This window comes from Nostoc sp. JL23, assembly GCF_017115065.1.
Classification (GTDB): Bacteria; Cyanobacteriota; Cyanobacteriia; order Cyanobacteriales; family Nostocaceae; genus Nostoc; species Nostoc punctiforme_A.
Genome location: NZ_JABXKN010000059.1, coordinates 131,669 through 152,685, shown reverse-complemented (window position 1 = coordinate 152,685; position 21,017 = coordinate 131,669). Strand labels below are relative to the sequence as shown.

The following is a 21,017-nucleotide window of genomic DNA, read 5'->3' as shown; positions in this document are numbered from 1 at the left end:
AGTTGTTTTTAGCTGGGGTGGAGAACGCTATTAGAATGCGTTCCTTCCCTACACCCTTAGCAAGTTGAATTTACCTATAATCAAAGAAACCGAAGCCACCGCGGTAATAGTCATGCTGTCAGAAAACCTTAAAGTCGTTGGGCTTCCAAGCACTGAAGAACTAGCCTGCTCGGACGATATACCTGTGGATAATGAGGATCAAAATTTTCTGCCCAACATTCTACTGTTCCTATTAACCTCGATTTGGGCAACGCGCACCGATTGGTTTTTCGGCGTAGACATGGCAATCTACCACACGACAGGGGCTAATGCGAGAGTCCCCATAGTACCAGATGGGTTTCTGAGTTTGGGAGTCGATCGCAAAAAAGGTGGTAAATCGCGTAGAAGTTACGCTGTCTGGGAAGAAAATGAGGTAGTACCGATACTAACATTGGAGATGGTATCCCATTCCCCAGGAAGTGAATACGACGAAAAGTTAGAAATTTATCGGAAACTTGGCGTACTTTACTACATTATTTACAACCCCGAATATTGGCAACGCGATCGACACCAACCATTTGAAATTTACAAATTGGTAGATAAAAATTATCAATTACAAATTGGCGAACCCCATTGGATGCCAGAGGTTGGTTTAGGAATTGGACGACATCAAGGTGTTATTGGTGGAATTGGTCAGGAATTTCTATCTTGGTATGACGAACAAGGAAATCGGTATTTAACGGCAGAAGAAAAAGCAGAAAAGTTTGCACAGCATTTACGTTCTCTTGGTATCGACCCCGATAATTTACCCAGCAATCCGTAAATTAGGTTTGCTTCAAGCTAAAAAGCGGGAAGTTGTTAAGTAGTTGAAATCTTGTTAGCTTTTATGATTAAAATTGCACAAGAGGTTTATTTAGCATCTACTGACAGCTAAAGTTAACCGTTTGCAGGACTCACCTAAGCAATGCTGACTGAAATTTTACCTTTCCGTTTTGAGTTAGACACGATCGCGATCGCTGGAGCGAGTTTGTGGTCATTGGCGCTATATCTAGGTTTTTCCAGAGTCAATGAATGGGTAATCGAGCAACTCAATCGCTGGTTCAACTTTGCCGAGCGATCGCTCTACACCAGCCAGTCAGAATTTGAAAAGACTCGTAAAGCCAGAGAATCCCAAAACGCTTTCTACGCTTCACTATTTAGCATTGTGCCTTTCTTGGTAGTTGGCGCTTTATTTAACTGGGGTGTGGAACTCAGTTTAGGCCCTAGTTGGGGAATCAGCTTAGGTATACTTGCGTGTATTAGTTGTGGCATTTTTGAATTGGGACGACGCAATGGCGAATCTTCGGATTAGGTGCTGGTCTTTAGAAGTTCACCAAGATTGTTCGAGAAGCTTTTTTAAGGGTGGCTTGATATCATAATACCTATTCTTGTCCTCCATAGCTTTTCAGTAGCCTAATCATTTCTTGAAAATTGATTGATTTTGCATAAGCAAGAGGAGTTTTGCCATTATGATCTTTAGCATTTATATTTGCACCCTTAGATATCAAAAATTCAGATGTTTCTAAAATATCTTTTAAATGAATACGTGCCTTACCTTCTTTAGTATTAATTTGTGCTTTATAGTGTAGTGCAGTTAAACCTTTATCGTTTGTTGCATTAATATTTGCACCTTTTACAATGAGAAATGCAGCAATATCTTTTCTGTATGCAAAATCAAGTGGTCTTAAGCCCTCAGAACTCACATTGTTAACATCTGCGTTCATGGAAATTAGTAGTTCGACGTATACTTTACAACCAAATCCAACTGCTGTATGCAATAAAGGAAATGGCGAACCCCAAGCACCTGGGGCATATTTAGGTATCGGCTCATTAATCATCTGAGGATCTTTTTCAACATCTTTAAATAAAGACTCTATTATTTCCTTCTCTCGACACGTTTCTCTGCTTACAGGAGGAATTAATATTAATACCTTTTCTTCTGTGATAATTTCTGTTTTTGTAGCTTGCTGTTTTGCATAACTTAAATTCTTCTATATTCAGCAATTTTTTTCTGAGCCATCACATAATTTTGGCTATTATCTGGTATAGTTCTCATCAAATTTATTGCTTCTTGCCATTTACTATAAACTAAATTCCAATCATCTTTAGATACAGATGATTGACTTATAGTAGTAGCGCTAACAGCTGCATCTACTGCATCTTGAAAAGTATTTTTAGGCGATTCTAATGAAATTTTAGAATTATTTAGAGGCGGAGATGATTCAGCGTTTGGCGAGGAAATGGGTGATTTTACTGTTAATTGCACTTTTTGTGGTGATGAACACCCAGCTAAAAGAGTTACCAATAAAATACTTATATAAGCGGGTACTAAAAAAAACCGCATAAGGATAATTGTATTTAAAGTATTACTTTCTATAATTCCCAACCTAAAGCGTAAGACAACACGGCTATACCTTTTCGATTTTTCGATTGGTTGACCATCTATCGTGATGTGTTTGTTACTTATAAAGCCAGTTTGGGCTACATTTGGGCTTAATTTTTGTCTAAGTCCCACTATTCAAAATTCAAATTAAATTCTGCCGATCTGTTCCTACTTCCCAATTTCCTCACCAACAATCTGTGCTATCTTCTGGGCTGCACCGCTTTCACCGCGAATATTACGGAGTTTAGCGCGCATATCATCCAATTTTTCTGGATTCGTCAAAAAATCTAAAACCATTTCTCCAATATCTTGCGGTTGGACTTTACCCATAATTTCTGGGACTATCTCTTCCTGTGCCCAGATATTTGGCCATGCTAATAAACCTTTGTGTCTCACAAATCTCAGAAATGACCAATTAATCACGTTAGCTAAGGGCGTACCGACTACTGGCAGATTTGCCAACAATCCAGGTAAACCATCCCAAGCACGCATGGCATCAAGTTGCTGGGTTGGTAGTAAAACAATCATTGGTACTCCTAAAGCACCAAGTTCGGCAGTGTTTGCCCCCACCGTAGTTAAGCAGATGCAGCACTGGGATAATAAGTGATATGCAGGGTTTTCTTGCCACAGTTCCACAGTTAAGCCCGTTGCTGTTTTGAGCAATGCTTTGCCTTTAGCATCCTCTGGGAGAATTAAGGAAGCAGCACTAAAGCTAAAAGTTTCAGCAATAGAGTTCTTTTGGCGATCGGCAAAACTAGCTAAAGTTTGTAAATCCAAAGTTGGCGCTACAGGAATCACAAATCTAGTTTGGGGTCTTTTTGCATGAACGTATTCGGCAATAGCTAAACATAATGGTACTCCTTGGGCTAATTTTGCTGCTTTAGATCCAGGGAGTAAACCAATCAATTCAGTTTTTTGTCCTACGCTGTGGGAAGTCGCTGACGCGTCTATGTCATTAGTCATTTGTCCTTTGTCGTTTGCTAAGGACATAGGCGTTTCGCCTTCCCGCAGGGTATGACCAATGACTAATGACTCTTGACTACTAGCTTCTAGCATCAAATCACCGACAACAGTGAATTTGTGAGCATATTTCTGGGGGACACGGGCTGCAACTTCGGGTTTCATGATTCCAAAGCGATCGATCCAGTTATGCCATCTGGCTTCCCATTCGGCGTAAACAACTGTGCGATATCCGAGCTTTTTGCCTATAATCACTGGAAAAATTTGATCGCCGCCCAAAAAAACGATAACACCGCGACTTCTCCAATCCCAATTTTCAAATGTTTTGCCCCAAAGCAAAAATTGCCAAAAATGTTCTGCTCCCTGAACTCTATCTACTTCTGGGAAAGAAAGAGCGATCGCTGCTTCTTTACCACTGGCATTTGAGCAAGGCGACAATACCACAGAAATCCTCGCTAAAGAACGGTCATCCCCTAATTCTTGCCGCAACGATTTTACTACTGGACGCACCCAGGTTGTTACTTCACCTGGGCCATTTGAAAGGATCAGAATATCTATTTGAGTCATTAGTCAAAAGGCAAATACTACCTAATTCGTTCTTATGTTATGGATATATACTGTAGCTTTTTAATGAGATTTGATCACCTCCTTTACAATAAAAATTGACCATTTTTAATGACTGAAATCTCAGTAATATTGTCTGCTTTATCAAAGATAATATAGCGATAAAGTTGATGATTATATTTTCTCTAAAATGTATTTTTTGAACTTACCCAGTGGTAAACCTATACGTCCTTCCCAATACAGGTCTGTAAAGGATGGTTAGCAAAGTTTGGGGTATTGACAATCGCAGCTATGGATAACAATCATAGCTGCGATTATTAATAATTTTTTGGGCAATCTAAAATATAGCCCTTTTTTTGTTAACCCATTGTTTAGAGGGTGAACCCTGTGATACAAGGCAACTACAGCCCATCTAACACCAAAATGTATTCCTCGCGGAATTTGTTGATTCGATTTATTCTTGGCGGCACTACTCTTATTGTGAGTATTTCTGCTTATTTTAGCTATGAGGCTGCTCGGAAAATAACGCTAGAAGACTTGAGAGTAAAGGCTTTTTTAGAGGTACAGAGAGGGGTTGATGAAATTGAGGAGTGGTTACACGTCCGCAAAGTAGAGGTGGAAACCCTTGCTCATACTTCAACTGTACGCTCCTTAGACTGGTCTTTAGCAGAACCTTATTTAAAATCAGAAGTTGAGCGGATCGATGAATTTTTCTTTTTCCAAATAGTTACCCCGGATGGTTCGTATTTTAATACTAAGGTTGGTCGCTCAAATAAGAATATTAAGGATCGAGACTACTTTCAAAAAGCACTAGCCGGAAAAAGCAACATTTCCGATCCCTTTATCAGCCGTTCCACAGGCATTCCTTTAATTGCGATCGCCACTCCAATCTGGTCTGATTCTCCTACCAATCGTTCACCGATTGGGGTTTTCCACGGCAATGTTAAAGTCGATCGCATTGCAAAGGTAGTCAACTCTTTGCACTACGGCAATAACAGCTATGCGTTCGCCCTCAATTCCCAAGGAGAAGCGATCGTCCATCCCAACTCAACGTTAATGTCAACGGTAGAAAAACCTGCACCCAGCCTGCTGAAAATTCCAGATCGCAATTTAAATGCGATCGCGCAGCAGATGGTAAAAAAACAACAGGGAATTCAGTTGAGGGAAATTGACGGCACTAAAATGTATGTTGCTTATGTGCCGTTGCGAGAAGCTAATTGGTCTGTAGCTTTGGTAATTCCGCGCCAAAATATTGAATCTCGGCTACAATTTCTCGATCTGATTGCCCTAATTGTGGGCGGATTGACAGTGACGATGATTGCTGTCTTGTGGCAGGTACAAGCCTTTGAACAAGCTCAACTGAAAAAATCTAAAGCAGCGGCTGATACCGCAAATCATGCCAAGAGCGAATTTTTAGCCAACATGAGCCATGAACTGCGAACGCCCTTGAATGGTATTTTGGGTTGCGCTCAAATTTTGCTGCGTTCTAAAGGTTTGCCGGAGCCAGAGCAATATCATGTAAACATTATTGAACAGTGTGGCTCTCATCTACTGACTTTAATTAATGACATTTTGGATCTTTCCAAAATTGAAGCGCGAAAACTAGAACTGCATTCTCAAGATGTGCATTTTCCGTCTTTTTTACAGGGAATTGCGGAAATTTGCCAGATTCGAGCAGAGCAAAAAGGTATTTTATTTGTCTATGAACTCGCCAGCAACTTACCCACAGGTGTTCATGTCGATGTCAAAAGGTTACGTCAGGTTCTCTTGAATCTGCTGGGAAATGCCATTAAATTTACCGATGAGGGTAAGGTTAGCTTCGAGGTTGAGGTAATCGATCGACTTCCTGGTGATGGGCAGACAGAGAAATATCGCATTCGCTTTAGTGTAAAAGACACAGGAATTGGCATAACTTCAACCCAATTAGACAACATTTTTTTGCCATTTGAACAAGTGGGTGAGAAAAAGCATCAGATAGAAGGGACAGGGCTGGGTTTAGCTATTACTCGGCAGTTGGTGCAGATGATGGGTAGCGATATCCAGGTTAAAAGTCAGCTCGGTCAAGGTAGTACTTTTTGGTTTGAAATTGCGATCGCCGAAGCCAGCGAATGGGTAGAGTCTGCTATGGCTGCATCCAAGGGACAAATCATTGGCTTTGAAGGTAGTCCCCGCACTATCCTGATGGTGGACGATCGCTGGGAGAATCGCACAGTAATTACAAATTTACTGCAACCATTGGGTTTCAACGTAGTTGAAGCCAGCAACGGTAAAGAAGGTTTAGAAAAAGCGATCGCCCTTAAACCAGACCTGGTGATTACAGATTTGCTGATGCCAGAAATGGATGGGTTTGAATTAATTAAACACCTGCGTCATACCCCAGGTATCAAGGATGTCAAGATTATCGTCTCTTCTGCTAGTGTCTTTGAAGCCGACCAACATCGCAGTCTGCAAGCAGGAGGTGACAACTTTTTGAGCAAACCTGTACAGGTAGATGAATTACTGCATCAATTAGAGTGTCATTTAGATTTGGTATGGATTTACCAGCAGTCTGAGGAAAAAACAATCAATTCTTCGGCTACAACACTTGATAGCTTATCAGATAAATTGACTCCTCCTTCCCCCGATGTATTGCGGGAACTGATGAATTTAGCAAGTAAAGGTAACTTCAATGACATTCTCAAATGGGCAGATAAACTAGAAGAAATAGACACAAAATTTGCTCCCTTTGCTAACCAATTGCGGCAGCTTGCCAGGCAGTTTGATGAAGATTTAATCCTCACTTTTTTGACCGAAAAATAAAATGATTATTTTCCCTAAACTTATTTATATAAATTTATTTATAGGGATTAGAATGCGTAACTTGTGAATTTGGAATGTTCGCCTTTGGCGTCTTGTAGAGAAGCAACGTGAATCAATATAGGGTAGAAATATTATGACAGCAACAATAGGCGATCAAAGAGATTCCCTAAATCGCGAGCCTAGCAGAGGAATTATTTTAGTCGTTGACGATAACCCTGCCAACTTACAAGTTTTGTCGAGCTTTTTGGATCAGTCTAGCTTTGAAGTTTGGGCAGCTCGCAGTGGTGAAAAAGCCATTCAGAGATTAGATAATGATAATTTACCTGATTTAATCTTGCTTGATATCATGATGCCGGGTATCGATGGCTTTGAAACTTGTAAATACCTAAAAAGTGAAAGCAATCCTCGTGTCCGGGATATTCCGATCATTTTTATGACTGCTCTTTCAGATACTGCTGATAAGGTTAAAGGATTGCGACTAGGAGCCGTAGATTATATTACTAAACCTTTTCAATATGAAGAGGTGTTGGTGCGAGTAGAGCAGCAACTGAAACTGAGAAATTTGACGAAAACCTTGATTGCCAAAAACGCCGAATTACAACAGATTCAAACCCAACTGATTCACGCAGAAAAGGTGGCAACCTTGGGTCAAATGACAGCAGGAATTGCCCATGAAGTAAATAATCCTATCAATTTTATCGCTGGAAACTTGAATTTTATTGAACAGTATTTTCAAGAGATTGTTAATTTACTCGAACTATATCAAAAGTATCTGCCAGACCCACCTTCGGAAATCCAAAATGCTATTAAAACAAAAGATATCAGCTATTTGTTAAATGATTTCTCCAAAATTATTCAATCTATGCATCTGGGTACAGATCGCGTTACCGAAATTGTGTCATCGTTGAATAAGTTCTCTCGATACGGAGAAGCAGGGAAAAAACTGGCTAACCTTCATGAAGGATTAGAAACTACGCTACTCATTCTTGGACATCGGCTTAAATCAAATGCTCATCGTCCAACAGTTAAATTAATCAAAGAATATGGAGAGTTGCCACTTATTGAGTGCTATCCAGGCGAACTAAATCAGGTTTTTATGAATTTGATTAGTAATGGAATCGATGCAATTGAAGAAATACAAAAAAATCAATATTTCGATGAAAAATTTAGACATCTTGGTATGATTTGGATTAAAACTGAAGCCATTGCAGAGGGAGTTATTATCAGAATTGCAGACAATGGCTCAGGAATAAGCGAAGCAAATCGGACAAAGATATTCGATGCTTTTTACACTACAAAAGTCATCGGTAAAGGAACAGGGCTAGGTTTATCTATTGCTTACCAAATTGTAGTTAACAATCATCGCGGTAAGCTAAGTTGCCATTCAACACAAGGTGAGGGTACAGAGTTTGTGATTGAATTACCTATCCGATAAATTAGAATCCCAAATCCTAATTGCGATCGCATTTCCTGAACTCTATCGACTTCTGAGTAAAAAGAGTGATCGTAGCCTCTTTGACACAGCATTTGGATAAGGCGATCGCTCTTGTTGCTCCCATCCCCAAGAAAACATCTATAAACACGATAGGATCAATACTCATAGAGTAATATCATATTTATCATGTCTTATAGTGACTTCTCGCTGTCAAAAGTCAAACGCGACTTTAACTTAACTACAGTTGAAAGTGGACGGTTTTTACCAGAAACACAGTCTATAGAACCTAGTTTTTACCTCAAAGAAGCACTAAGCGAAGGACTACCGCTAGCAACAGCAACTGGTTCAGAAAAAGCGCGCTCAGAGTTAATTATTAGTCCAATACTTGTAGAAGTTCGGAAAATTCTTGAACGCAAAGTCAGCTTTTTTTCGGGTGAAGATTTTACCGTTGCATCAGAGCTAGGCTTAAGTGGAGTTTGTGATTTTTTAATTAGTCGCTCGCCCGAACAAATATTTATTGAAGCTCCTGCGATCGTGATTATTGAAGCGAAAAAAGGTGATTTAAAACCTGGTTTAGGGCAATGTGCAGCAGAAATGATTGCCGCCCAAAAATTTAATGAAATCAATAATATACCGATTAAAACAATTTATGGCAGCGTCAGCAGCGGTACGGCTTGGCGATTTTTGAAATTAGAAGGGCAAACACTGAGTATTGATTTGAATGATTATACCGTTCCACCAGTGGAAATACTATTGGGAATGTTAGTTTGGATGGTGCGGGAAGGTTGATTCAGAATTGATTTTAACAAACCGCTTACATGGGTTTCATTTTTTTAAAATGGTATATAGTCAAATAGTTATTTAGCTATAAAATTAATATTACAAAAAATTTACATAAAGTGAGTAAATACTTTTAGATAAAGTCAACAATTACGAAGAAATATTTCGTTTTTTATATCGATTTGTGTCATATAGGCGATAAAATGCCTACTGGGCAAGCGTTTTCTGATAAAAAACAGATATTGCCTAAAAGATCACAAGTTACCTGTGGCTGATGATGCCGCTAGGAACTTTCAGAGAGAACACGCATCAAAGGAGCCGAAGAAGCATGTTCACACACGTCAAGTCCACCATTAGACACATTGCGCCTGATAACTTACGCGGACGTAGTTTAATCAAGGTGGTCTATGTCGTGCTTGAGTCCCAGTACCAGAGTGCTTTGTCGCAAGCAGTTCGCACGATTAACGCGAACAATCCCAACTTGGCGATTGAAATCAGCGGGTACTTGATTGAGGAACTCCGCGACCCAGAGAATTACGAAGAGTTCAAACGAGAAATCGAGAGTGCGAATATCTTCATCGCTTCCCTCATTTTCATCGAAGACTTAGCACAGAAAGTAGTAGCAGCAGTAGAACCACACCGCGATCGCTTGGACGTTTCTGTTGTCTTTCCCTCCATGCCAGAGGTAATGCGCCTGAGTAAAATGGGCAGCTTTTCTTTGGCACAGTTGGGTCAGTCAAAAAGTGCGATCGCGCAATTCATGCGGAAACGCAAAGAAAAATCCGGTGCAGGATTCCAGGATGGGATGCTAAAGCTTCTGCGAACGCTGCCGCAAGTGCTGAAGTTTTTACCTATGGATAAGGCACAGGATGCCCGAAATTTCATGCTCAGTTTTCAGTATTGGTTAGGTGGTTCTCCAGAAAATCTGGAAAACTTCTTGCTGATGCTAGCTGATAAATATGTATTTAAAGGTTTAGAGAAACAAAATTTTGCACCTTCTACATACGAACAGCCGGTGGTTTATCCCGATTTAGGGATTTGGCATCCTTTGGCTCCGAGTATGTTTGAAGATGTCAGAGAATACCTCAATTGGTATACAGCTCGTAAGGATATTTCTAGCGATCTAAAAGATCCCCTAGCTCCTTGTGTCGGGTTAGTATTGCAACGCACTCACCTAGTTACAGGCGATGATGCCCATTATGTAGCAATGGTGCAGGAGTTGGAAGCACTAGGCGCACGGGTACTACCTGTGTTTGCTGGTGGTTTGGATTTCTCCAAGCCTGTGGATGCCTACTTCTACGAACCAACTACTAACACACAGTTGGTAGATGCAGTGATATCGCTGACTGGTTTTGCTTTAGTGGGTGGCCCAGCTAGACAAGATCATCCCAAAGCAATTGAATCACTCAAACGCTTAAACCGTCCTTACATGGTGGCGTTACCCTTAGTATTCCAAACCACAGAAGAGTGGATGGATAGCGATTTAGGGTTACATCCAATTCAAGTAGCTTTGCAAATTGCAATTCCGGAATTGGATGGAGCAATTGAGCCGATTATCTTATCGGGTAGAGATGGAACTACTGGCAAAGCGATCGCACTGCGCGATCGGGTTGAAGCTGTAGCCGAACGCGCCTTAAAATGGGCTAACCTCCGCCGCAAACCGAAGCTGGATAAGAAAGTCGCCATTACCGTTTTCAGTTTCCCGCCAGATAAAGGCAACGTGGGAACCGCCGCTTACTTGGATGTATTCGGTTCCATGTATGAGGTGATGAAAGCCCTCAAAAATAACGGCTACGACTTACCAGAATTGCCAGAATCCGCCGAAGCGTTGATGCAAGAAGTCATCCATGACGCTCAAGCGCAGTACAACAGCCCAGAACTGAACGTTGCTTACAAAATGTCGGTTCCTGAGTATGAGGCGCTGACACCTTACTCTCAACGCTTAGAGGAAAACTGGGGCCCACCTCCGGGACATCTCAACAGCGACGGGCAAAACTTGCTGATTTATGGTAAGCAATTCGGTAACGTCTTCATCGGTGTGCAACCCACATTTGGTTACGAAGGCGACCCGATGCGGCTGTTGTTCTCCCGTTCAGCTAGTCCTCACCACGGTTTTGCTGCTTACTACACTTACCTAGAGCAAGTTTGGAAAGCTGATGCTGTACTGCACTTCGGTACACATGGTTCCTTGGAATTCATGCCAGGTAAACAGATGGGGATGTCTGGTGATTGTTATCCAGATAACTTGATTGGCTCAATTCCCAACCTGTATTACTACGCAGCCAATAATCCAAGTGAGGCGACAATTGCCAAACGTCGGAGTTATGCCGAAACAATTTCTTACTTGACACCACCGGCAGAAAATGCTGGTTTGTATAAAGGTTTGAAGGAACTGAGCGAATTAATTGCTTCCTACCAAACCTTGAAAGATAGCGGACGCGGTGTTTCCATTGTCAACAGCATCATGGATAAATGCCGGATCGTGAATCTGGATAAGGATATTCACCTGCCAGAAACCGATGCCAGAGACATGAGTGCCGATGAGCGGGATAATATTGTTGGCAACGTCTACCGCAAGTTGATGGAAATCGAGTCGCGGTTGTTGCCTTGTGGTTTGCACGTTATTGGTAAACCGCCAAGTGCAGAAGAAGCGATCGCAACTCTCGTCAATATTGCTAGTCTAGATCGTCAAGAAGAAGGACTTCAAGGCTTACCGGGAATTATCGCTAACAGCATTGGGCGTAACATTGACGATATTTACCAAAATAACGACAGAGGCATTTTAGAAGATGTCCAGTTATTGCAAGATATCACTTTGGCAACCCGTGCAGCAGTTACCGCCCTTGTCCAAGAGCAAATCGACGCGGAAGGACGAGTTTCTTTAGTTTCCCGGTTGAATTTCTTCAACATGGGTAAAAAGGAACCTTGGGTAGAATCATTGCATAAACTCGGTTATCCCAAAGTCGATGGCGCAGCCCTAAAACCCCTATTTGAGTATTTGGAATTCTGCCTGCAACAAGTTTGTGCCGACAACGAACTAGGAGCATTACTTAGAGGCTTAGAAGGTGAGTATATCCTACCCGGTCCTGGTGGCGATCCCATCCGCAACCCGGATGTATTGCCTACAGGTAAGAATATCCATGCTTTAGATCCGCAATCCATCCCAACAACGGCAGCAGTACAATCAGCCAAAATCGTCGTAGACAGGCTTTTGATCCGTAACAAGGCGGAAAACGAAGGAAAATGGCCAGAAACCATTGCCTGTGTCCTTTGGGGAACCGATAACATCAAAACTTACGGTGAATCCCTAGCCCAAATTATGTGGATGGTGGGTGTGCGTCCAGTTCCCGATGCCTTGGGACGGGTGAACAAGTTGGAATTGATTTCTTTAGAAGAGTTAGGACGCCCCAGAATTGATGTGGTAATCAACTGTTCTGGTGTATTCCGCGACTTGTTCATCAACCAAATGAACCTGCTAGACCAAGGGGTGAAGATGGCAGCTGAGGCAGATGAACCCTTAGAAATGAACTTTGTTCGCAAACACGCTTTGCAACAAGCCGAAGACATGGGGATTAATCTGCGTCAAGCAGCAACTCGCGTTTTCTCCAATGCTTCTGGTTCCTACTCGTCAAATATTAACTTGGCGGTAGAAAACAGCACTTGGGATAGCGAAGCCGAGTTGCAGGAAATGTATCTCAACCGGAAATCCTTCTCCTTCAATTCCGATAACCCCGGAATCATGGACGAATCCCGGCAGATTTTTGAAAGTACATTGAAAACTGCTGATGCAACTTTCCAAAATTTGGATTCTTCCGAGATTAGCTTAACGGACGTTTCCCACTACTTTGATTCAGATCCCACTAAGCTGGTGGCAAGTCTGCGGGGTGATGGTAAAAAACCAGCATCTTATATTGCAGATACAACCACAGCTAACGCCCAAGTGCGGACATTATCAGAAACCGTGCGTTTGGATGCGCGTACCAAATTATTAAATCCCAAATGGTACGAGGGGATGCTGTCTCACGGTTACGAAGGTGTGCGCGAACTCTCCAAGCGGTTGGTGAATACCACTGGTTGGAGTGCGACAGCCGACGCTGTGGATAACTGGATTTACGAGGATACTAACGAAACCTTCATCAAAGATGAAGAAATGCAGAAACGGTTGTTGAACCTTAATCCCCATTCTTTCCGCAAGATTGTATCAACTTTGTTGGAAGTGAATGGACGCGGTTATTGGGAGACTAGCGAGGAGAATTTAGATCGTCTGCGCGAGTTGTACCAGGAAGTTGAAGACCGGATTGAAGGGATAGACTAGATTACATGGGCAGGCATAATGCCTGCCTTAACTTTTCAATCTGAGATATGACTATGAATGCTTTAACGGTCAACCTTCAATCAGTATTGGAACTGACAGATGAGCAGTTTTTTAATCTATGTCAGGCAAACCGTGACTTGAGGTTTGAACGCACTGCAACCGGAGAATTAATTATCATGCCACCAACCGGGGGAGAAACCGGAAATCGTAATGGTAGACTAAATCAACAATTATTTAATTGGTCAGATACCGATGGTACTGGCATCGTGTTTGATTCTTCTACTTGTTTTAAATTACCTAATGGTGCAGATCGTTCACCTGATGCTTCTTGGATAAAATTAGAACGATGGGATGCTTTAACTGAAGAAGAAAAACAAAAGTTTCCTCCCATTTCTCCTGATTTTGTGATTGAGTTACTTTCGCCAAGTGATAGTTTGAAAGTTGCTCAGGAAAAGATGAGGGAATACATAGATAATGGTGTGCGTTTGGGTTGGTTAATTAATCGTAAATCTCGACAAGTGGAGATTTATCGACAAGGGAAAGAAGTTGAGGTGTTGGAATCGCCTGTTACCTTGTCAGGGGAAGATGTTTTACAGGGGTTTATTTTAAACCTTGAGGCGATTTGGTAACTGAATAACAATTAATAAAAACACGTTTTTTTTGATAAATCTTAATATAATCTAAAGACCTATAGAGACATTATATGTTAAGTCTATATTGGTATTTTTGTATAAAAAATACTAAGTAATATTTTTTATACTTTTGAGGTACTGTTATAAACTTCCATTCTCATGAACTGCAAAAATTGCAATACTAAAAACATTTTATTTGTTTGTGCAAACAAATAAAATGTTTCTATAGAAGTTTACCTAGTAGTTTTTTAAAAACAATGATGATAATTTTAGAGAATAGAGATATTTTTTGTATGAAGTTGATATACAGTTTTATCTGGTACAATTATCGGTAATCTACTATAAATAAAAATTTATCAATCAAAAGGCTTGTTTATAAAGAACAAGTATAAAATATAGGAAAAGTTTCTAGAAAAATATAAATCATTAATCCTTAAATAATACTAGGTTGTATCTTGCTGCTGGTATATTTTTAATCTCTAATTACTTACAAGTTTTGGCTAAAAAGTTAAGTTATAACATTTAATATGTAATGTTTTTGTAAAATTTGAGTATTAAAAAAAATTCTTAAAATTAGCAAGGCAATAAATGCAAAGTTAATTTTAATATTTTGATAAAAGAGAGAATATATTTACATCTAATCTTTTTCACATATCGGGAAAAGGTCATTTTCAATATTTACTAATCTATTCTATGTTTTTTGAGTTAGATATTTTCCTTAACTCATAACTATCGAGGATTAGGCTGTAGAAAAGGCTATACTCTTTGTGGCTTGATGAATTACCATGAAAAGCTAGATATTTACAGAACATGGCATTTACTAAAAAACTTGACATTGATCTGGCTGTTTGGTAGAGTATATACCAATTCAAACGCCCAAAAATATGGAAGCAACAGTAAGAATGTCAAAAGAATACTTGGTAGCTCTAGCTATCAGAATAAAAAAAGGTATGGGCATACAGCAGTTTATTTCGTTTAAAGACATGGATGTAGCTCAAATACAAGAATGGATTAGAAACTCTAATAATATCATTCCAGGTATTGTCCTGAGAGAAATGCAAAATTTTCCTCATACAGTTGAAATAAACTACTAAACTATTTTTGAAAAAATAGTTTTTTTGCACGGTATTAAACAGCACCCTGTATTATTTTTAATAAAAACAAAATGAAACGTGCTATGTTTGTACAAACATAGCACGTTTCATTTGGAGGTAGTTAATGGCTTTAGTCATCGCCGGTATAAAAGGACGAATGGGTGACACCAACTTTTATCAAGCAACGATAAAGGCTCGTGACCTAGTGCAAGGAGTACGTGCAGCTAACGAACTCGATGAATGGACAACAATGAGCATTGAGGATCGATTACAAAGGGAACCTGACCTTAAAAGAATTCAAGAACAAATTGCTCCTTACATTGCTGAAGCGAAGGATCGTTTCTTCGGTTCCATGATTGTGCTTGTTTATAAGGGACAGATTAATTTTGAGAGCATCAAAAGATATGTGGGTGAAGAAGCCCCGCACGTTTACAAATCCGTGGCAGATAATATAGGTGTCATTACTATTGAGGGTGGCGCTCTGATTATGCTCGATGGTCAACATCGCCTTCTAGCTCTTGAAAAAGTGGTCAAAGGCGAAGTAATAGGAGAGTACCGTGAGCAAGTACCAAACGATGATGTTTGCGTCATTTTTCTCGCTCACGAAAGCAATGAAAAAACGCGGCGTATCTTCAATAAAGTTAACCGCTATGCTAAACCAACTAGTCGCGGTGACAATATTATCACCAGTGAGGATGACCGCAGCGCTATCATTGCACGAAAATTACTAAGTGATGGTGCTCCACTAGGTGTGAGGGTCAAAGGTAGTAGTGATGTAATCGTTGAGTGGAAGAACAATACTATTGCAGTTCGTAGCACGAAGTTGACAACTATAAGTGTTGTCTACGAAACAGTAAAGCTTATTCTTAGCGATAATGGCGTGCCCAATGATACTACCTCTCGCCCTTCAGAAGAGGAACTGGAACAATATTATGAATATGTTGAAAAGTTCTGGAATAAAGTGCTTGAGGGGTTACAGGCTTACCAGAAGGCACTATCTGACAGCAGCAAAATTCCAGAAATGCGTAAGGATGACCACCCATACTCACTACTATTTAAGGCAGCTGCACAGATTGCTTTATTCAAAGGTCTGATCGCAGCAACACGTAAGAATCGTATAAGCCTTGAAGAAGCTGTGCGACGGGCTGATAAAATTGACTGGGCTATGTCTTTACCTGTTTGGAAAAACGTGCTTGTAACTCCAGGGGGAACAATGGCTAGGGCACAACAAGCACAGAATTTAGGAGGAAAGCTCATTGCATACTTAATTGCAGCTGACAAAATGACGGAAGAAGAAACTGCACAGATTCAACGAGAATACAGCAGCGCACATGGAGTAGATATTAATGACCCTGATGTTAAATTAATGCCTTTACCTAAGCCTGTAGTAGAGGCAGTAGAAGTTGTAGAACCTTTAGTATAAATGCAGGAATGGATTGAAACTGCTCAAGAACTAGCTCGTTCAATTCCTGAACTGAGTGAGCGTTTGATGTCTGCCTAATTGATGACAATATGAAGTGCGATCGCTTTGTTCTTGAGGTTTTCTACAAGGCAATTGCTCTATTGAGCATCAAAGCAGATGCAGCATTTGTATTTGATGGACAAAATCTTGTCCGCTATATTTAAGGTGTACCAGTTGCTTCCTCACTCCCAGTTAATCAGCATGGATATCACAGCTACTTTGAACGAAATCGCAACTCTTAGTGTTGAAGATAGAATCCGTATTGTACAGGCAATTTGGGATAGCATCGCAGCAGAGCAAGTTTACCCTGATTTAACCAATGCACAAAAGCAAGAGCTTGATCGTCGAACTGCTGACTATAATTCAAATCCAGATAATGTACTGACTTGGGAGGAAATCAAAGCATCAATTAAGGGGCAACAATGAATTATGTCCTGGTGTTTCGCCCAGAGGTTCGAGAAGAACTCAATGATGCACACAGTTGGTACGAGAGTCAGAAACCCGGTCTGGGTGACGAGTTTTTAGACTGTGTAGACGAAACGGTGAATCGAATTTCTCAGATGCCAGAATCCTATGTAATTGTCTACGGTGATATTCGACGAGCAGTAGTGCGGCGATTTCCCTATGCTGTGTACTATCGGATTGTGTCGAGTCGAGTAATAGTGACGGCAATTTTTCATGGTCGCAAAGATCCAAAATCGTGGCAGACGCGAACCTAACACTATAATTACGGGCGATGTCTAGCGACAAGCCGCTATTGTTTTTGAGGTTTTCTGTAAGGCGATATCTACGGTGAGCTACGCTAACGCACCTCTCTTCCACAACAGGCGATCGCTTAGTTTTTGAGGTTTTCTGCAAGGCGTAGACGTAGCCCGTCGTAGACATCGCTCCTCATAAACAATCGAAGCATAAAATTGGTTCAGTATCCCTTTTCAGATTTGTCCAGTTCAAAAGTTATACCTGCTATTGTTGTAAGTGTGCCACATGTTTCTCAAGACATCCTAATTACACCCTTGACGAGCAAAACTGGAGCATTGCTAGAGGGGGATGAGACGAAGCACACTAAAAATTTATTTTTATAACTGAAAATTTTATTTTATTTATGTGTTAGGTAGCTTTCAGGATGTTATCTGTATAATCTATCATTCAGTTTAAATTATCGAATGTATCATCTATCATTCAGTCTGATTGATTATTGACCTCTGTTACTTATTGATAGGTTGAAATCCGGGTATTAGGGTATCTCTTTTTAAAACATAACATACCACTCACCTAGTAGTTATTTATTAACGGAATTTGAGAAGTTATGTAGGCATACTCTATCCTATACATTGCCTGAACTTGTGCTTCAAAAATCATGAGCCATTATATGAATAGTTAGCACGTTTACGGCACTATCCAATGTCTGAAGACTTATTAAACTCCTTTCAAGAAGCATACAGCAATCTCGAACTGTTTCCCTTGATGGAACGGAACGAAATGGAAAGATTTAGAGTCGAATATGGTGATGATTTAATTGCAGACCTGAACCAATTAGTGGAAGATAGTCCTAATGGAGATGGCAAAATTGTCTTTACAGGACATCGGGGATGTGGTAAGTCTACTTTGTTAGCTGAATTTAGCCGACAAATTCAAGATAAATATTTTGTAGTTCTCTTTTCTATTGCTGACAAAATTGAAATGTCGGCTGTTAATCATATTAATATACTGTTTGCGATCGCAGTTAATTTAATGACAGAGGCAGAAGCCCGCAAAGTTGATATTCCGCAATCTACTAAAGAAGCTCTTTATAAGTGGTTTGCTACCCGCACTCGCACTGAAGAATCAAATTTGCAAGCAGAAGTTAGTATCGGTTTTGACCTCCTAAAATTGATTAGTTCTAAATTAAAAGCTGATGCCAGCGTTCGGGATGAAATTAAGCAAGAGTTTGAACGCAAGTTATCAGATTTAGTTGCCAGAATTAATGAAATTGCTGCTCTAATTCAAGCTGCTACTAAACAAAATGTTTTGGTAATTATTGATGATTTAGATAAGCTTGACTTAGGTAGAGTTAACGAAATTTATCGAGATAACATTAAAGCCCTTTGTCAGCCTAACTTTCAAATTATCTACACCATCCCGATCGCAGTCCTTCGAGAAACATTTATTAGCACAATAATTGCCACTGAAACCAACGATCAAGTTGTGGCAATGCCTGTCTTAAAAATATTTGATAAAGGTAAAAATCGTTTTTCTAATGCCCAACCTCGCCCGGAAGCAACAAAGATTCTCGGTGAAGTTTTGCAAAAACGGATTCCTAATGAATTAATCGCAGCAGAAACGGCTGAAAAAATCGTAATTTACAGTGGTGGCGTATTGCGAGAGTTAATTCGAATTTCTAAGGAATGTTGCCGTATATGTTTGCGAACAATTCGACGAAATCCTTCAGGCAAAGTTATTATAGATGATAAAATTCTTCTGCAAGCAATCAATAAAATTCGCAATGATTTTTCCATACGCTTAGGAAAAACTGATATCGATATTTTGCAGAGCGTTTATGAACAATTTATGCCCAACGATCCCAAACAAGCAGAGTTTTTAGATTTGTTACATGGGCTGTATGTTTTAGAATATCGCACTGATGAAACTTGGTATGATGTTCATCCAATTATTATCGAAAGCTTGAGAAGACAGGGAGCGATTAATGTTAAATGAAGATTTATTAGATGATGAAGGAGAAAATCAAGATGCGTATGATGATTTAATTGTTTCTATTGAAGCTCAAAAGCGGGGATTAAATTTACTGATTGCAGTTTGCGATGATGCTAGCTTTCGCGATCAGATTATTGCTCAATATGAAGCTGAACTACAACCCGCCTTCCGTGCATATCGAGTAACTTTAGCACGTCAAGAACCAAGCCTCAAAGCTGCTCTTAACCAACTAGTACAACAAGAAGAATATCTCCGTCAGCAGAACCTGGCGGTGATAACTGTCACGGGTGCTGAACAATTGTATTTTCTCCGGTTGGGAAATGAGCAATCAGAACAGGAAAAGTTTTTTGGTTACTTACAGTGGACAAGGGAAGGATTGCGAGAATTTCCATTTGCGATCGTGCTTTGGGTAACTAACCAAATTTTAGTCAACCTGATTAAAAAAGCCCCTGATTTTTGGAGTTGGCGCAATGGTGTATTTCGGTTTGAATCTAAAAAAACAAATGCTATTCCTGGTAAAGAATTAGAAAATATCCGCTTTGTTTTTAGAGACACAGAATTAGCTAGCACAGATACTAATGAAACTAATCGCTTTTTCTTACCCATTCAAGATTTACAAAGGTTAATCGAGAAAGTAGAACAAGAACAGGGAACAAAAGATCCTACCTTGGCTACGTTATACTCAAGATTAGGCGATATTTACCACAGCAGATTAGATCGGGGTGAATCTCAAAATTATCAAGAAGAACAGGAATTAGCAATTAAATATTGGCGTCAGGCGAGTGAGCTACAAAATGAATTAGGTTTGCAGATAGACTTAGCTAATAGCCTCAACAATTTAGCAGGAATATATCGTGCAATCGGAAACTACACTGAAGCCGAACCCTTGTATAAACAAGCTTTAGAATTGAGGAAACGCCTGTTAGGAGAGAACCATCCGGCTTTTGCTACTAGCCTGAATAATTTGGCAGGACTTTATAAATCTACTGGAAAATATAGTAAAGCAGAACTTCTATATCAACAAGCTTTAGAACTGAGGAAACGTCTGTGGGGAGAACACCATGCCGATGTTGCCGTCAGTCTCAACAATTTGGCATTACTATATGATGAACAAGGACGTTATGACGAAGCAGAACCTCTGTATTTGCAATCATTAGAACTCGAAAAACGTCTGGTTGGCGAAAATCATCTTTCTTTCGCTCTCATACTAAATAATTTAGCGCTACTTTATTATCATCAAGGACGCTACAGTGAAGCTGAACCGTTGTCGCAACAAGCAATAGAACTAGATAAGCAATTTTTAGGAGAAGAGAACCCCGATGTTGCAACAGATTTGCACAATTTAGGTTTAATATACCGCGCTCAAGGACGCTACAGTGAAGCGGAATCTTTGTTTTTGCAATCATTAGAACTCAAGCAGCGTGTATTACAAAAAGCGCATCCACTATTAGCAGATACTATCTATGCTCTCGGTTATATGTACAGGGAACAAGGACGTTACAATGAAGCAGAACCCTTATGTATAAAAGCCTTAGAGCTTGATAGGCACCTATTGGGAGAAAATCATCCCAATGTTGCCGAAAGTCTCAATAATCTGGCAGAAATTTATCGTGCAACTGGACGTTACGATGAAGCACAACCGCTTTATTTGCAAGCTTTAGATATTTGTGAGCAAGTCTGGGGTGTAAATCATCACCGTACTGTCTCTATTCGTCAAAATCTAGAAAAACTTGCCGCAGCAATGCAGAATAATGGAGAGTGCGATGTCTTGTCTACGACACGCTGCGCGAACGACAACCCCTTTGGAGAACGCACTGCATAGAGCAAAAATCTAATTTTGGGTTAAGCTAAACGCTAAAATATCATAAAAATAGAATATTTTCA

17 protein-coding genes are annotated in these 21,017 nt (G+C 40.1%); 13 read left to right on the top strand and 4 right to left on the bottom strand.

What is annotated here, in order from left to right; genetic code table 11:
* Positions 1–112 precede the first annotated feature (112 nt).
* Positions 113–802: a Uma2 family endonuclease gene (locus HWQ42_RS12380; RefSeq protein ID WP_292812354.1), complete on the top strand. Its 690-nt coding sequence runs from the start codon at positions 113–115 to the stop codon at positions 800–802.
* Between the two features lie 141 nt (positions 803–943).
* Positions 944–1,330, top strand: a complete 387-nt coding sequence (locus HWQ42_RS12375; RefSeq protein ID WP_292812351.1) for a hypothetical protein — start codon at positions 944–946, stop codon at positions 1,328–1,330.
* A gap of 70 nt (positions 1,331–1,400) precedes the next feature.
* Here the strand turns inward: HWQ42_RS12375 and HWQ42_RS12370 are convergent, their stop codons facing one another.
* The 3 genes from HWQ42_RS12370 to HWQ42_RS12360 all read right to left on the bottom strand — a co-directional run bounded on the left by HWQ42_RS12370 (position 1,401) and on the right by HWQ42_RS12360 (position 3,928).
* A complete protein-coding gene (locus tag HWQ42_RS12370; RefSeq protein ID WP_292812349.1) occupies positions 1,401–1,856 on the bottom strand; it encodes an ankyrin repeat domain-containing protein in 456 nt (151 codons plus the stop codon).
* A gap of 143 nt (positions 1,857–1,999) precedes the next feature.
* Entirely contained in the window at positions 2,000–2,533 is a 534-nt protein-coding gene (locus HWQ42_RS12365; RefSeq protein WP_292812347.1) for a hypothetical protein, read from the bottom strand.
* 36 nt (positions 2,534–2,569) lie between these two features.
* Positions 2,570–3,928, bottom strand: coding sequence for a lipid-A-disaccharide synthase (locus HWQ42_RS12360; RefSeq protein ID WP_292812344.1), 1,359 nt, complete (start codon positions 3,926–3,928; stop codon positions 2,570–2,572).
* Positions 3,929–4,312: 384 nt separating this feature from the next.
* On the opposite strand from HWQ42_RS12360, the gene HWQ42_RS12355 reads away from it, so the two are divergent.
* Both HWQ42_RS12355 and HWQ42_RS12350 read left to right on the top strand, forming a co-directional pair.
* Positions 4,313–6,724: an ATP-binding protein gene (locus HWQ42_RS12355; RefSeq protein WP_292812342.1), complete on the top strand. Its 2,412-nt coding sequence runs from the start codon at positions 4,313–4,315 to the stop codon at positions 6,722–6,724.
* Between the two features lie 133 nt (positions 6,725–6,857).
* Positions 6,858–8,159: a response regulator gene (locus tag HWQ42_RS12350; protein ID WP_292812340.1), complete on the top strand. Its 1,302-nt coding sequence runs from the start codon at positions 6,858–6,860 to the stop codon at positions 8,157–8,159.
* 16 nt (positions 8,160–8,175) lie between these two features.
* On the opposite strand, the gene HWQ42_RS12345 is transcribed toward HWQ42_RS12350, so the two are convergent.
* On the bottom strand, positions 8,176–8,325 hold the full coding sequence (locus HWQ42_RS12345; protein WP_292812337.1) for a hypothetical protein: 150 nt from the start codon (positions 8,323–8,325) through the stop codon (positions 8,176–8,178).
* A gap of 20 nt (positions 8,326–8,345) precedes the next feature.
* Between HWQ42_RS12345 and HWQ42_RS12340 the strand changes: the two genes are divergently transcribed.
* From HWQ42_RS12340 to HWQ42_RS12300, 9 genes are all read left to right on the top strand, one after another.
* The gene (locus HWQ42_RS12340; RefSeq protein ID WP_292812335.1) at positions 8,346–8,948 is read left to right on the top strand and encodes a hypothetical protein; all 603 of its coding nucleotides are present in this window, start codon (positions 8,346–8,348) and stop codon (positions 8,946–8,948) included.
* A gap of 319 nt (positions 8,949–9,267) precedes the next feature.
* On the top strand, positions 9,268–13,254 hold the full coding sequence (locus HWQ42_RS12335; protein ID WP_292812332.1) for a magnesium chelatase subunit H: 3,987 nt from the start codon (positions 9,268–9,270) through the stop codon (positions 13,252–13,254).
* Between the two features lie 53 nt (positions 13,255–13,307).
* A complete protein-coding gene (locus tag HWQ42_RS12330; RefSeq protein ID WP_292812330.1) occupies positions 13,308–13,883 on the top strand; it encodes a Uma2 family endonuclease in 576 nt (191 codons plus the stop codon).
* A gap of 887 nt (positions 13,884–14,770) precedes the next feature.
* Positions 14,771–14,980, top strand: coding sequence for a hypothetical protein (locus HWQ42_RS12325; protein WP_292812328.1), 210 nt, complete (start codon positions 14,771–14,773; stop codon positions 14,978–14,980).
* A gap of 124 nt (positions 14,981–15,104) precedes the next feature.
* Positions 15,105–16,403, top strand: coding sequence for a DNA sulfur modification protein DndB (locus tag HWQ42_RS12320; protein WP_292812325.1), 1,299 nt, complete (start codon positions 15,105–15,107; stop codon positions 16,401–16,403).
* Positions 16,404–16,559: 156 nt separating this feature from the next.
* Positions 16,560–16,868, top strand: a complete 309-nt coding sequence (locus HWQ42_RS12315) for an addiction module protein (protein ID WP_292812322.1) — start codon at positions 16,560–16,562, stop codon at positions 16,866–16,868.
* Entirely contained in the window at positions 16,865–17,161 is a 297-nt protein-coding gene (locus HWQ42_RS12310) for a type II toxin-antitoxin system RelE/ParE family toxin (RefSeq protein ID WP_292728932.1), read from the top strand. The genes HWQ42_RS12315 and HWQ42_RS12310 overlap by 4 nt, the downstream gene beginning before the upstream one ends.
* A gap of 682 nt (positions 17,162–17,843) precedes the next feature.
* Positions 17,844–19,136 (top strand): ATP-binding protein, encoded by a 1,293-nt coding sequence (locus HWQ42_RS12305; protein ID WP_292812320.1) that lies wholly within the window; start codon positions 17,844–17,846, stop codon positions 19,134–19,136.
* Complete coding sequence (locus tag HWQ42_RS12300) at positions 19,126–20,955, top strand: tetratricopeptide repeat protein (RefSeq protein WP_292812317.1); 1,830 nt, start codon at positions 19,126–19,128, stop codon at positions 20,953–20,955. The genes HWQ42_RS12305 and HWQ42_RS12300 overlap by 11 nt, the downstream gene beginning before the upstream one ends.
* Positions 20,956–21,017: the final 62 nt, after the last annotated feature.